The 13,028-nt window shown below is 59.3% G+C and carries 11 protein-coding genes; 10 read left to right on the forward strand and 1 reads right to left on the reverse strand.

The features are described 5' to 3' along the window. Position 1: 1 nt before the first annotated feature. The 8 genes from accC (at position 2) to coq7 (ending at position 9,535) form a co-directional block, all read left to right on the forward strand. The gene (gene accC / locus Mag101_RS15730; protein ID WP_077407187.1) at positions 2 to 1,345 is read left to right on the forward strand and encodes an acetyl-CoA carboxylase biotin carboxylase subunit; all 1,344 of its coding nucleotides are present in this window, start codon (positions 2 to 4) and stop codon (positions 1,343 to 1,345) included. 407 nt (positions 1,346 to 1,752) lie between these two features. After that, positions 1,753 to 2,637, forward strand: a complete 885-nt coding sequence (prmA, locus tag Mag101_RS15735) for a 50S ribosomal protein L11 methyltransferase (RefSeq protein ID WP_077407190.1) — start codon at positions 1,753 to 1,755, stop codon at positions 2,635 to 2,637. A gap of 99 nt (positions 2,638 to 2,736) precedes the next feature. Then, positions 2,737 to 4,023 (forward strand): DUF3426 domain-containing protein, encoded by a 1,287-nt coding sequence (locus Mag101_RS15740; protein ID WP_077407193.1) that lies wholly within the window; start codon positions 2,737 to 2,739, stop codon positions 4,021 to 4,023. A 179-nt stretch (positions 4,024 to 4,202) separates the two neighbouring features. Continuing rightward, entirely contained in the window at positions 4,203 to 5,240 is a 1,038-nt protein-coding gene (gene dusB, locus Mag101_RS15745; protein WP_077407196.1) for a tRNA dihydrouridine synthase DusB, read from the forward strand. Next, a complete protein-coding gene (fis, locus tag Mag101_RS15750; RefSeq protein ID WP_010132306.1) occupies positions 5,237 to 5,536 on the forward strand; it encodes a DNA-binding transcriptional regulator Fis in 300 nt (99 codons plus the stop codon). The genes dusB and fis overlap by 4 nt, the downstream gene beginning before the upstream one ends. A gap of 140 nt (positions 5,537 to 5,676) precedes the next feature. After that, complete coding sequence (gene purH, locus Mag101_RS15755; RefSeq protein ID WP_077407199.1) at positions 5,677 to 7,251, forward strand: bifunctional phosphoribosylaminoimidazolecarboxamide formyltransferase/IMP cyclohydrolase; 1,575 nt, start codon at positions 5,677 to 5,679, stop codon at positions 7,249 to 7,251. A 288-nt stretch (positions 7,252 to 7,539) separates the two neighbouring features. Further along, positions 7,540 to 8,835, forward strand: coding sequence for a phosphoribosylamine--glycine ligase (gene purD, locus Mag101_RS15760; RefSeq protein WP_077407202.1), 1,296 nt, complete (start codon positions 7,540 to 7,542; stop codon positions 8,833 to 8,835). A gap of 52 nt (positions 8,836 to 8,887) precedes the next feature. After that, positions 8,888 to 9,535, forward strand: a complete 648-nt coding sequence (coq7, locus tag Mag101_RS15765; RefSeq protein ID WP_077407205.1) for a 2-polyprenyl-3-methyl-6-methoxy-1,4-benzoquinone monooxygenase — start codon at positions 8,888 to 8,890, stop codon at positions 9,533 to 9,535. 307 nt (positions 9,536 to 9,842) lie between these two features. Here coq7 and Mag101_RS15770 read toward each other — a convergent pair whose 3' ends face one another. Then, positions 9,843 to 10,505: a fumarylacetoacetate hydrolase family protein gene (locus Mag101_RS15770; protein WP_077407207.1), complete on the reverse strand. Its 663-nt coding sequence runs from the start codon at positions 10,503 to 10,505 to the stop codon at positions 9,843 to 9,845. Positions 10,506 to 10,660: 155 nt separating this feature from the next. Here Mag101_RS15770 and serA point away from each other — a divergent pair, with 155 nt between their 5' ends. Beyond that, complete coding sequence (serA, locus tag Mag101_RS15775; protein ID WP_077407210.1) at positions 10,661 to 11,893, forward strand: phosphoglycerate dehydrogenase; 1,233 nt, start codon at positions 10,661 to 10,663, stop codon at positions 11,891 to 11,893. Between the two features lie 210 nt (positions 11,894 to 12,103). Continuing rightward, positions 12,104 to 13,012 carry an EamA family transporter RarD gene (gene rarD, locus Mag101_RS15780; RefSeq protein WP_077407213.1) on the forward strand — a complete coding sequence of 303 codons (909 nt, stop codon included), beginning with the start codon at positions 12,104 to 12,106 and terminating at the stop codon, positions 13,010 to 13,012. The last annotated feature ends 16 nt before the right edge of the window (positions 13,013 to 13,028 follow it).

A 13,028-nucleotide genomic window follows, 5' to 3' on the forward strand; every position in this document is an offset into this window, starting at 1 on the left:
CATGTTTGAAAAAATTCTGATTGCCAACCGCGGCGAAATTGCCCTGCGGGTGCTGCGCGCCTGTAAAGAAATGGGCATCGCCACGGTAGCGGTACACTCGCAGGTTGACCGCGATCTCAAGCACGTACGCCTGGCGGATGAAGCCGTATGTATCGGCCCCAACCCATCCCCCCAGAGCTACCTGAATATCCCCGCGATCATCGCGGCGATGGAAATTACCGATTCCGTAGCGGTGCATCCGGGATACGGCTTTCTCGCTGAGAATGCGGATTTTGCCGAGCAGGTACAGAAAAGCGGCTTTACCTTTATTGGCCCGGACGCGGACGTGATTCGCCTGATGGGTGACAAGGTTTCCGCAATCGCCGCCATGAAGAAAGCTGGCGTACCTACGGTACCGGGTTCTGACGGCCCGCTGCCGGACGATGGTGAGCGCTGCCTGGAAATCGCACGCAAGATCGGTTTCCCAGTCATTATCAAGGCGGCTGCCGGTGGTGGTGGCCGCGGTATGCGCGTGGTACACAGCGAAGGAGCACTGGTAAATTCCATCGCGGTAACCAAGTCCGAAGCCGCTGCCGCGTTTGGCGACAGCACCGTCTATATGGAGAAATTCCTGCAGAATCCGCGTCACGTGGAGATCCAGATAATGTCCGACGGACAGGGCAGCGCCGTGCATTTTGGTGATCGCGACTGCTCACTGCAGCGCCGCCACCAGAAGGTTCTGGAAGAAGCACCCGCGCCCGGCATTCCGGATGCGGTACGCAAGGAAGTACAGGACTCCTGTATTCAGGCATGTATCGATATCGGCTACCGCGGTGCCGGTACTTTCGAGTTCCTGTACGAAGACGAGCGTTTCTACTTCATCGAGATGAACACCCGTATTCAGGTTGAGCATCCAGTATCGGAAATGGTGACTGGCGTTGACCTGATTAAAGAGCAGATCCGCGTATGTGCGGGTGAGAAGCTCTCTTTCAAACAGGAAGACATCAAGATTACCGGTCACTCGTTCGAGTGTCGTATTAACGCGGAAGACCCGAAGACCTTCTTCCCGAGCCCGGGCAAGGTGGAAAACTTCCACGCACCCGGTGGTTTGGGCGTACGTGTGGACTCCCACTTGTACGCGGGCTACTCGGTACCGCCCAACTACGATTCCATGATCGCCAAGATCATCACCCACGCGGAAGACCGTGAAACTGCACTGGCGCGGATGCGTGTCGCCCTCAGCGAAACCATCATCACCGGTATCAAAACCAACATTCCTTTGCAGGAAGACCTGGTTCGGGATGCGGAATTTGCCAAGGGTGGGGTGAACATTCACTACCTAGAGAAGAAGCTGGGGCTCGAATAAGCCCTGTGACCTCTCCACCCGCCCCGAAGGTATTTCGCTCTGAAGTACCTCCGGGGCGGGAAAGCACCGGGGATCGGTTTTCAAAACCGCTGTGAACCCATCCCTGGGCGCTGCGGCGGCGACGTCCTGTCGCCGACGCTTTTGAAAACCGCCCCCCGGCGCTTCCCCTTCAGTCTTTCCCCTCCTACCCTGAAAGCACCACCGCTCTATTGCCACGTTCTAGTAGAATACGCTGAATTTTGAAGAGAAGGATTCGCTGCCGGTATGGCCCTGCGAGACCTTCTAAAACAGGGACGTTTTAGAAGAGCCCCCATGGATGGGTTCACGGCGTGTCTCGCAGGGCCATACCGGCAGCGGAGCCGCCACGGAAGCACTTAACAACGACCCACATTACCGGACCAAACTACATGCCCTGGCTCCAGCTACGAGTAAACACCAACCGCGAACAAGCCGAGAAGATTGAAAATGCTCTGCTATTCGCCGGCGCCGTATCCGTCACCCTGCAAGACAATGCCGACCAGCCCATCCTCGAACCCGGCCTCGGCGAGACGCCCCTGTGGGACGAAACCCTCGTCACCGGCCTGTTCGATGCAGAGGTCGACACCGGCATAACCGAAGCCAAAGCGGCCTCGTTCCTGTGTGAACTCCTCCCCAACGCCCGCTGGGAGCAGCTCGAAGACAAGGACTGGGAACGGGAGTGGATGAGTAACTACAAGCCCATTCAGTGCGCCGATAACCTGTGGATCTGCCCGAGCTGGTGCGAACCGCCCGCGCCGGATGCCGTTAACATCGTTCTCGACCCGGGCTTGGCTTTCGGCACCGGCACCCACCCGACTACCTTCTTATGCTTACAATGGCTCGCCGGTGAAGCAGTGCAGGGCAAGACTGCCATCGATTTCGGCTGTGGCTCCGGCATTCTGGGTATCGCCGCCATTTTGCTGGGTGCCGAGAGCGCCCTGGGTACCGATATCGACCCCCAGGCACTCATCGCCAGCCGCGACAATGCGGTGCGCAACGGCCTCGAACCGGAGCGCTTCCCGGTCTACCTACCGGAGAAAACACCGGCAGATGCCAGTGCAGACATCATGCTCGCCAACATCCTCGCCGGCCCGCTGGTGGAACTGGCCCCGCAACTGGTGGAGCGCACCAAGGTCGGCGGCCGCATCTGCCTGTCCGGGATTCTGGCGAGCCAGTCTGACAAGGTAAAAACCGCCTATAGCCAGTGGATCGATTTCGATGCAGATGGTGAAAAGGAAGAGTGGGTCCGCCTGAGCGGAACCCGCGTCAGATAAACCACGGAGTGCGCAACGCCGCAACTGAGACGCCTCAGACTACGCGGCGGGCCTCACGACTGATAAACTCCCACGCCAAAGCAATAATCGTCGAAATCCATGTCGCAACTGGTTACCCGCTGCCCCCACTGCAGCACCTCGTTTCACGTCAGCGAACCTCAGCTGCGCGCCGCCCGTGGTGCCGTGCGCTGCGGCTCCTGCCTGCAAGTATTCCGTGCAGACGAAAATATCGTATTCAACGAGGACGATGCGCAGCCAGCCAACAAAAAGGCCATCGAGGAGCTGCTGGAAGATGACGACTTCCTGATCCACGACGATATCGATCTGGATGGCGACGACCAGGCTGGGGACGAGGCCCAGGCGGATTCAGCAAAGACAGCCCCCAAGCAAGCTGCAGCCGATAAAGCCGCCACCCCGCAAAAGAGCGACAATCAAAACGACAACCCACTGATCGACGATGCCTTTGGCGAACAGCAGTGGCAGGAGCTCGGCAGTGAAGACGACGATGACCGACAGGGCGACCTGCTGGACCTGAACAGTGGGCTCGACCGGATTGGCGACACATCGGACAACCCCTGGGCGGAAGAAATGGCCAGGGAGGAGTCCAGTAATATCCACTCTGGCAGCGCCAAGCAGTCGGAAGATGATCTGTTCGCCGAGCAGTTCGCAGCAACGGAGGACACCGACCCCGCCGAGCATGAAGAACTAATTGCCTGCCCGGCAGAAGCCCCCGTTAACGATGATGACCTGGTGCCACTGCCTGACATTCAGCTGCCCCCCTCTGAAATGAGTGCACGGCACCTGGATTCCGGCCAACTGGAATCGGCGCCACTGCTACCCAAAGACCAGCTGATCTCATCCATCGGCGCCGCGCCGATCGAAATGTCCTGGCAGCCCAAACGGCACCACATTATCCCAACTTGGCTGTGGGCCCTCGGTAGCTTGCTATTGATGCTGGGGCTGGCGGCGCAGATCGCCTACTTCGGCTTCGACACCCTCAGCAAGCGCGAACCCTGGCGCAACCTCTACGCCCAGGTATGCCCGTACATCGGCTGTAAACTGCCGGCGCAGGTGGACATAAATTCGATTCACACCGCTAACCTGGTGGTGCGCAGCCACCCCTCGATTCCCGGCGCCCTCGCCGTAGAGGCGGTTCTGCTCAACCGCGCACCATTCGACCAGCCCTTCCCCAGCCTGCAGCTGCGCTTCACCGACCTGAAGAACAGCCCGGTGGCGAGCCGCCGCTTCAGTCCGCGGGATTACCTGCGCGGTGAACTGTCCGGCCGACGGCTGATGCCCGCTGGCAACCCGGTGCATATCGCGCTGGACATCGTCGACCCGGGCGCGGACGCGGTGAATTACGAGCTGCGAATCGCCCCGAACTGAGTCCGCGGCGAACATGGCGGTGCAGAAGCGGAAGGCGCAAAAATGCGCGCTATGGCGCATATTGCTACAAACTGTTGCACAAAGTTCGTCCCAAACGGCCAGCCATCGACCAATTTGAGCGCTTTTTCGCTTTTCCAGTGGGCAGGCAGCCGCTATCATAGGCGGCTCTTTGACACCTGATGAGACCAAACCCGCGGGAGGGTGTGTTGCCCACGGAACTGCCAAGCAGCTTCGCCATAGGCCCCTATAACATCGGAGCGCCAGTTATCCTGGCGCCCATGGCCGGCGTTACCGATCGCCCCTTCCGCAAATTGTGCCGTGAACTCGGTGCCGGCTTGGTCGTATCCGAGATGGTCACCTCCGACACCAGCCTGTGGAACAGTCGCAAATCACGTATGCGTCTGAATCACGCCGGCGAGGCGGGGCCGATTTCGGTGCAGATTGCTGGTGGCGATCCGGAGATGATGGCGGAAGCTGCACGTGCAAACGTCGAGCGCGGCGCCCAGATCATCGATATCAACATGGGTTGCCCGGCAAAGAAGGTGTGCAAAAAAGCAGCGGGTTCTGCCCTGCTGCGCGATGAGAAACTGGTCGCCGATATCCTGCAGGCAGTGGTTTCCTCGGTTCCGGTTCCAGTGACGCTGAAAATTCGCACTGGCTGGTGCCCGGATTCCCGCAACGGGGTAACGGTGGCCAAGATGGCCGAAGATTTCGGGATTTCTGCACTGGCAGTTCACGGACGCACCCGCGCCTGTGGCTACCATGGTCAGGCCGAATTCGATACCATTGCCGAGATTGTGTCGGCGGTGAAGATACCTGTCTTTGCCAATGGCGACATATCTGGCGCGGAGAAGGCCCGCAAGGTGTTGGACTACACCGGCGCCAAAGCGGTCATGATTGGCCGTGCGGCTCAGGGACGTCCATGGATATTTCGGGAGATTGCTCACTACCTCGCAAAGGGGGAGCACCTACCGGAGCCCTCACTGGATGAAGTCAGGGACATATTAATCACTCACTTGAGTGAACTGCACCGTTTCTACGGTGAGGTTATGGGGGTACGTATCGCCCGTAAACATGTGGGTTGGTACGTAAAGACTCTCGCGGACAGCGAAGAGTTTCGTAAAGCCTTTAACCGAATAGATAGCGCAGAAGCACAACATGCCAGCGTTCGTGAGTGGTTTGAACGCCGAATAACTAGAGGGGCAAAAGCGGCATGACTAACGAAGCATTAATTCCGGATACCAGCGATGTGGTGTCCACTGGGGGCCAGACTCAACTACAGCAACCGCAAGCCTTGCGCGATGCAGTTGAGCACGCGATGGAAAACTACTTCCGCCACCTGGACGGACAGATGGTAACCGACGTGTACGATATGGTGCTGTCTGAGATTGAAGCACCTATGCTGGAAGTGGTGATGAAGCACACCCGCCACAATCAGACCCGCGCAGCGCAGCTGCTGGGCCTCAACCGGGGCACCCTGCGCAAGAAGCTTAAGCGCTACGGCCTGCTGTAAGGCAGCCAACCGCTCCAGGCAGCCTTAGCCGGAGCGGCAAAAATTCGACGAGGGGGGATGAGCTGAGCTCATCCCCCCTCGCTATTTGTATTTCCAACGTTTTTAACCTGCTCTTTACACATCTGAATGGACGATGCGATATGACTGACAAGGTGGCCGTTCGCCGCGCGCTGATCAGCGTTTCCGATAAAACCGGCATTGTGGAGTTTGCCCGCGAGCTCTCCGCCATGGGCGTAGAGATTCTCTCTACCGGTGGTACCTACCGCCAGCTGGGCGAAGCCGGCATCCCGGTTGTGGAAGTTTCCGATTACACCGGCTTCCCGGAAATGATGGACGGTCGCGTTAAGACCCTGCACCCGAAAGTGCACGGCGGCATCCTGGGCCGTCGCGGCAAAGACGACGTGGTAATGGACGAACACGGCATCAAGCCCATCGATATGGTTGTGGTGAACCTGTACCCGTTCAAGGCCACCGTCGCTGACCCCAACTGCGACCTGCCCACCGCCATCGAAAATATCGACATCGGCGGCCCCACCATGGTCCGCTCCGCGGCCAAGAACCACAAAGATGTGGCCATCGTGGTTAACGCGCACAGCTATGACACCGTGATCGAAGAGATGAAAGCCAACGACGGCGCGCTCGGTTACGAAACCCGCTATGACCTAATGGTGCAGGCGTTCGAACACACCGCCCAGTACGACGGTATGATCGCCAACCACTTCGGCGCGCGTAACACCAAGAACGAAGCCCGCGAATTCCCGAACACCTTCAATACCCAGTTCGAGAAAGCCCAGGACATGCGCTACGGCGAGAACCCGCACCAGAAAGCGGCCTTCTACGTAGAAGCAGACGCAACCGAAGCTTCTGTATCCACCGCCAGCCAGCTGCAAGGTAAGGAACTGTCCTTCAACAACGTCGCCGACACCGACGCCGCACTGGAAACCGTCAAACTGTTCGACGAGCCGGCCTGTGTGATCGTCAAGCACGCCAACCCCTGTGGTGTTGCCGTTGCTGCGGACATCAAGACCGCCTACGAACTGGCCTTCGCCACCGACCCGGAATCCGCATTCGGCGGCATCATCGCCTTCAACCGCGAGCTGGACGCCGAAACTGCCCAGCTGATCGTCGACAAGCAGTTCTCCGAAGTCATCATCGCGCCGAAGGTCAGCGCCGAAGCCGCCCAGGCCGTATCCGCCAAGAAAAACGTCCGCCTGCTGGAATGTGGTGAGTGGAGCACAGACCGCCCCGCCGCCTTCGACTACAAGCGCGTAACCGGTGGCTTGCTGGTACAGGAAAAAGACAACGGCATGGTTGCCAAGGAAGACCTCAAGGTGGTCACCAAGGTACAACCGTCGGAAGAACAGCTGGACGAACTGCTGTTCGCGTGGAAGGTGGCCAAGATGGTTAAATCCAATGCCATCATCTACGCCAAAGACGGCCGCACCATCGGTGTTGGCGCCGGCCAGATGAGCCGCGTCAACTCCGCGCGTATCGCCGCAATCAAGGCTGAACACGCGGGCCTCGAAGTTAAAGGCGCGGTTATGGCATCTGACGCCTTCTTCCCCTTCCGCGACGGCATCGACAACGCCGCCAAGGTAGGCATCAGCGCTGTAATCCAGCCCGGCGGCTCCATGCGTGACGAAGAAGTGATCGCAGCAGCCGACGAGCACGGCATGGCGATGGTATTTACCGGAATGCGTCACTTCCGCCACTGATAACGTCACGCAAACGACGACTGTTGTAATGACTCTGCAGTAAACAACTTGCAGAGTCAGACGCGAAGGGGCTGTGGCTGGCGACCTTTCGCGAGACCGTCTGCGGCCTGGATGGCCGCAGCCGAGCCCCCAGGGATGGGTTTACGGCGTGTCTCGCGAAAGGTCGCCAGCCATAGCCCCGCCACGGACTGGCCAGGTACTTTTCCCCTGACGCCAGTAGAGCAGCAGTTGAACTCATCTGAATGCTAAACTAGCCCACCTAAATCACAGGCACGGGGAAACTCAAGAATGAACATCCTGGTAATCGGCTCTGGTGGCCGCGAACACGCACTGGCCTGGAAGGCCGCCCAAAACCCCGCCGTAGACACCGTCTTCGTCGCGCCGGGCAACGCCGGCACCGCCCACGAATCCAAAGTCCAGAACGTCAACATCGGCGTCGACAACTTCTCTGCCCTCTCCGATCTGGTGGAAGAAAAAGGCATCGACCTCACCATCGTTGGCCCTGAAGCCCCGCTGGTTGACGGCATCGTCGACTTCTTTAACAGTCGCGGCCACAACATCTTTGGCCCGGAAAAAGCCGCAGCGCAGCTGGAAGGCTCCAAAGCCTTCACCAAAGAATTCCTCGAGCGCCACGCCATCCCCACCGCTGCCTACCAGAACTTCACCGAGATCGAGCCCGCGCTCGAGTACATCCGTGAACAGGGCGCGCCCATCGTGGTTAAAGCCGACGGCCTCGCCGCGGGTAAAGGCGTGATCGTTGCCGAAACCGTAGAACAAGCCGAGCTGGCCGTGCGCGATATGCTCTCTGGCAACGCCTTCGGCGACGCCGGCTGCCGCGTAGTGATCGAGGAATTCCTCACCGGCGAAGAAGCCAGCTTCATCGTGATGGTGGACGGAGAAAACATCCTGCCGATGGCCACCAGCCAGGACCACAAACGTGTCGGCGACGGCGACACCGGCCCCAACACCGGCGGCATGGGCGCCTACTCCCCGGCTCCGGTAGTGACCCAGGACGTGTACCAGCGCATCATGGACGAAGTGATCGAGCCCACCGTGAAAGGCCTCGCCTCCGAAGGCATGCCCTACACCGGTTTCCTGTACGCGGGCCTGATGATCAATGAAGAGGGCACCCCCAAGGTCATCGAATACAACTGCCGCTTCGGCGACCCAGAAACCCAGCCGATCATGATGCGCCTGAAGTCCGACCTGGTTGACCTGTGCATGGCCGCAGTGGAAAAGCGCCTGGATCAGGTCACCGCAGAGTGGGATTCCCGCCCGGCACTGGGCGTCGTACTGGCAGCCAATGGCTACCCGGGCAGCTACCGCAAGGGTGATGCAATTTCCGGCCTGGACAAAGCGGATAGCGAGAACGCCAAAGTTTTCCAGGCAGGCACTGCGCTCGACGGCGAACGCGTGGTAACCAGCGGCGGTCGCGTGCTCTGCGCCACTGCCCTGGGTGACACGGTGGCCGACGCCCAGAAGAATGCCTACGAGTGCGCCAGCAAGATTTACTGGGAAGGCGTCTTCTACCGCAAGGACATCGGTTACCGCGCAATCGAGCGCGAGCAGCCGACCGAAGCCTAATTGCCCTCGCGAAACGAAGCGGAAAAGCTACAAAGCTAAAGAGGAACGCACCTTGAGCAGTCACCGCCAATTGACCGGACTCGACCGCCTGCTGCTGCAGGCGGACCGCGCCCTGCGCACCCTGAGCCCCGGCCCCCCCTGTCACGAGCGCCCGTCACCCGCGAAAGCGGTGGATGAAGCGGAGCTTTCCGACGGTGAGCGCCGCCATGCGGCGGGGCTGATGCGGGTCAATCACAGCGGTGAAGTTTGCGCCCAAGCCTTGTACCAGGGCCAGGCGCTGACCGCCAAGTTGCCCGAGGTGCGCGCGGAGATGGAGCACGCCGCGGACGAAGAAATCGACCACCTGGCGTGGTGCGAGCAACGTCTGGATGAACTGGGCAGCCGCCCCAGCGTGCTCAATCCGCTCTGGTACGGCATGTCCTTCGGTATCGGCGCTGCCGCCGGCAAGATCAGTGACAAGGTCAGCCTCGGCTTTCTCGCCGCTACCGAAGAGCAGGTGTGTAAGCACTTGGAAGGCCATCTGCAGGAACTGCCTGAGCAGGATGAAAAGAGCCGCGCGGTGGTGGAGCAGATGCTGGTGGATGAGGCCAAGCATCAACATGCAGCGCTGGAAGCCGGCGGGGCACGCTTCCCCGGCCCGGTTAAAGGTTTGATGACACTGGTTTCTAAGGCGATGACTTCGGTCAGCTACCGTTTGTAGTACCTCTGTGGCGGTTGCGCCGCCGGGTAGGCTTTTGCGAGACACGCCGTGAACCCATCCCTGGGGGCTCCTCTAAAACATCCTTGTTTTAGAGGGTCTCGCAAAAGCCTACCCGGCGTCACAACCTTCGCCCTAACCAGACGCACTACGAAGTGCAACTGGTCTAAGCGAAGCAGGAGTGTCGGTGGGAAGGTTTCAAAAGCGTCGGCGACAGGGATGTCGCCGACGCAGCGTACATGGACGTATTCACAGCGGTTTTGAAACCTTCCCGCCGACGCTCCTGTGCCCCAGAATCAGCTCAAAAACCTCAAACCACCTCAGTCTCGCAGCGAAGCCAGTCCTCTTCGAGCCCCATCGCGATACGATCCCCAACCAACAACTCCCCCACACCCGCCGGCGTGCCGGTAAGCACTACATCTCCCGGCATCAGGGTGAAGTACTCACTGATATACGCCACCAGATCCAGAATCGGCGTCAGCATATGGTTGGACTTACCCCGCTGGCGGATCTCGTCGTTCAGCCACAGGGTGTAAGTCAGGTTGTCCCAATCCGGCAACCAGTCCAGCTTCACAAACGGCGATAGCGGGCAGGCTCCATCAAATCCCTTGGCTTTCTCCCACGGCTGTCCCTTGGCTTTCAGGTCCGACTGTAACTCCCGCAGCGTGAGGTCCAGGGCCAATCCAAGCCCGGCAATCGCCCCCGGTACGTCGCCGGGGTTGGCATCGGTCAGGCGCTCGCCAATCAATAGCGCCAGCTCCCCCTCGAAGTGACAGCTACCGCGGCCACGGGGAAGGTGAACCGGCTGCGCCATCGGCACCACTGAAGTCGCCGGCTTGATAAACAGCAGCGGCTCGTCCGGAATCGGGTTATTCAGTTCCTCCGCATGCGCCGCATAGTTGCGTCCGACGCACACAATTTTGCCAAGAGGCAGGTCGACCGGGGTATTGCAGGTAAATTCGTGTTGATACATAACCAGTTTCGATAGCTAGGATAGATATTGCGTATAAAGCTTTGGAAAGCCCTTGTGGTATGATGCCGCCCTCGCCGGGTCCCCGGTGAGGCCCAACCGATTTTTCTTTAACCCGCCGCGACCGATCATCATCGCGCACGGCCAAGAGACCCGATATGGCTCCGCAGACTTCTCTTCAGAAAGACAAAATCCGCATCCTGTTACTGGAAGGTGTACACCAGTCCGCTGTGGACCTGCTGTCTTCCCGTGGTTACACCAACGTGGAATATATCAAAACCGCGCTGCCGGAAGACCAACTGATCGAGAAGATTGCCGATGCCCACTTTGTCGGGATTCGTTCGCGCACCCAACTGACCCGTAAAGTGCTCGAGAATGCGCCCAAACTGATCGCCGTAGGTTGCTTCTGTATCGGCACCAACCAGGTAGACCTGCAATCCGCTACGGATCTGGGTATTGCGGTATTCAACGCGCCCTATTCCAACACCCGAAGCGTAGCCGAACTGGTGATCGCTGAAGCCATTATGCTGCTGCGCGGTATCCCTGAGAAGAATATCGTGTGCCACCGCGGGGGCTGGAAAAAGTCTGCAGTGGGCTCCTACGAAGCGCGCGGTAAAACCCTCGGTATCATCGGCTACGGCGCCATCGGCTCCCAGACCTCGGTACTGGCCGAAGGCATCGGCATGCGCGTGATCTTCTTTGACGTAGTCACCAAACTGCCCCTTGGCAACGCCAGCCAGGTCAACAGCCTGGACGAGCTGCTGGCGCAGTCTGACGTTGTCTCCCTGCACGTGCCGGAACTACCCTCCACCAAGTGGATGATTGGCGCCGAGCAGATTGCCAAAATGAAGAAGGGTGCCATCCTGCTGAATGCCTCCCGCGGCACCGTGGTGGAAATCGAGCCGCTGGCCGAAGCACTGAAAAGCGGCCATCTGGCCGGTACCGCCATCGATGTATTCCCGGTGGAGCCACGCGGCAACGATGATGAATTCCAGTCGCCACTGCGCGGTCTCGACAATGCCCTGCTGACCCCGCACGTTGGCGGCTCTACCGTCGAAGCGCAGGAAAACATCGGTGTGGAAGTGGCCGACAAACTGGCGCTCTACTCCGACAATGGCACCACCACCAGCTCCGTGAACTTCCCGGAAGTCGCCCTGCCCGGCCACGCCGGTGCGCACCGCCTGCTGCACATCCACAAAAATGTGCCCGGCGTACTCGGCGCGATCAACCAGGTGTTTTCCGACAACGGCATCAACATCTCCGCGCAGTTCCTGCAAACCAACGAGACCGTCGGTTACGTGGTAATTGATGTCGACGCAGAATACTCCGATCTGGCGCTGGAAAAGCTGAAGAACATTCCCGGCACCCTGCGTTGCCGCGTGCTGTTCTAAGCGCAAACGCTCGACACCGCTAACGGGCGCCTCCGGCGTCTGTTACACTCCCCCGAAACCCGGGTGCTACTGTAAATCTACAGTACCCCGGGTTTCTTTATTGTGCCTCCAGACAGATGGCTCACGGCATCTCCGGGTGATCCCCGACTAAGCCGTACCTGTACCCATTGCTGCTACGCAATACCAACCGCGAAGCATAGGTAATACCCGTTGAACAATCACAACTCAGACTCCGCTGCGACCGGCCTGCTTGCGGGTATTGGTGCCTACTTTATCTGGGGCGTCGCACCGCTGTACTTCAAGTTGCTGGACGACCTGTCGGCAATGGAGATTCTCAGCCATCGCAGTATCTGGTCGCTGGTACTGGCGCTGATCATGCTGGCGGTGCTGGGTAAGCTTACTGGCTTGCGCGAGGTACTGCACACACGCAAAACGGTGATTGCACTGCTGATCACTACCGCCCTGATTACCTGTAACTGGCTGATCTTTATCTGGGCGATCAATAGCGACCATATTCTGGATGCCAGCCTCGGCTATTACATCAATCCAATTTTCAGCGTACTGCTCGGTGTGGTGGCGATGGGGGAACGGCTGCGTCCGCTGCAGTGGTTTGCGGTATTCCTCGCCGCGGTGGGGATTTCCTATGAAATATGGAGCTACGGGCGCCTGCCGCTGGTGGCTCTCGGCGTGGCACTGACTTTCGGCCTCTACGGGCTAGTGCGCAAGAAGACACCGGTGGACAGCCTCACAGGGCTAACCGTGGAAACCCTGTTCATGCTGCCGTTGGCGCTCGGCTTTCTGTTCTGGAGCAGCAGCCCCACCAGCAACCTGCTCAACAACAGCTGGCAAATGAACGCGCTACTGATGGCCGCCGGTCCCGTCACTCTGACCCCGCTGCTGCTGTTTAACATTGCGGCGCGGCGCCTAAACCTCTCCACCCTGGGCTTCCTGCAATACATCGGGCCGACCCTGATGTTTATCTTCGCCATCGTGATCTACAAGGAGCCGATGGATAACACCAAGCTGGTCACCTTTGCCTTTGTGTGGGTGGCACTGATCTTCTATTCCGCAGACGCACTCATGCAGCGGCGCCGACACCGTCGCCGCCAACAGGCATAAGTTTGAAAAAGGATTG

Source organism: Microbulbifer agarilyticus (assembly GCF_001999945.1).
Taxonomy (GTDB): domain Bacteria; phylum Pseudomonadota; class Gammaproteobacteria; order Pseudomonadales; family Cellvibrionaceae; genus Microbulbifer; species Microbulbifer agarilyticus_A.

What these genes read in the sequence shown, in the direction of transcription:
- purH (WP_077407199.1), top strand. Translation starts at nt 5,677, where the DNA reads ATGACTGACAAGGTGGCCGTTCGCCGCGCGCTGATCAGCGTTTCCGAT.
- accC (WP_077407187.1), top strand. Translation starts at nt 2, where the DNA reads ATGTTTGAAAAAATTCTGATTGCCAACCGCGGCGAAATTGCCCTGCGG.
- serA (WP_077407210.1), top strand. Translation starts at nt 10,661, where the DNA reads ATGGCTCCGCAGACTTCTCTTCAGAAAGACAAAATCCGCATCCTGTTA.
- dusB (WP_077407196.1), top strand. Translation starts at nt 4,203, where the DNA reads ATGAGACCAAACCCGCGGGAGGGTGTGTTGCCCACGGAACTGCCAAGC.
- fis (WP_010132306.1), top strand. Translation starts at nt 5,237, where the DNA reads ATGACTAACGAAGCATTAATTCCGGATACCAGCGATGTGGTGTCCACT.
- purD (WP_077407202.1), top strand. Translation starts at nt 7,540, where the DNA reads ATGAACATCCTGGTAATCGGCTCTGGTGGCCGCGAACACGCACTGGCC.
- Mag101_RS15770 (WP_077407207.1), bottom strand. Translation starts at nt 10,505, where the DNA reads ATGTATCAACACGAATTTACCTGCAATACCCCGGTCGACCTGCCTCTT.
- Mag101_RS15740 (WP_077407193.1), top strand. Translation starts at nt 2,737, where the DNA reads ATGTCGCAACTGGTTACCCGCTGCCCCCACTGCAGCACCTCGTTTCAC.
- prmA (WP_077407190.1), top strand. Translation starts at nt 1,753, where the DNA reads ATGCCCTGGCTCCAGCTACGAGTAAACACCAACCGCGAACAAGCCGAG.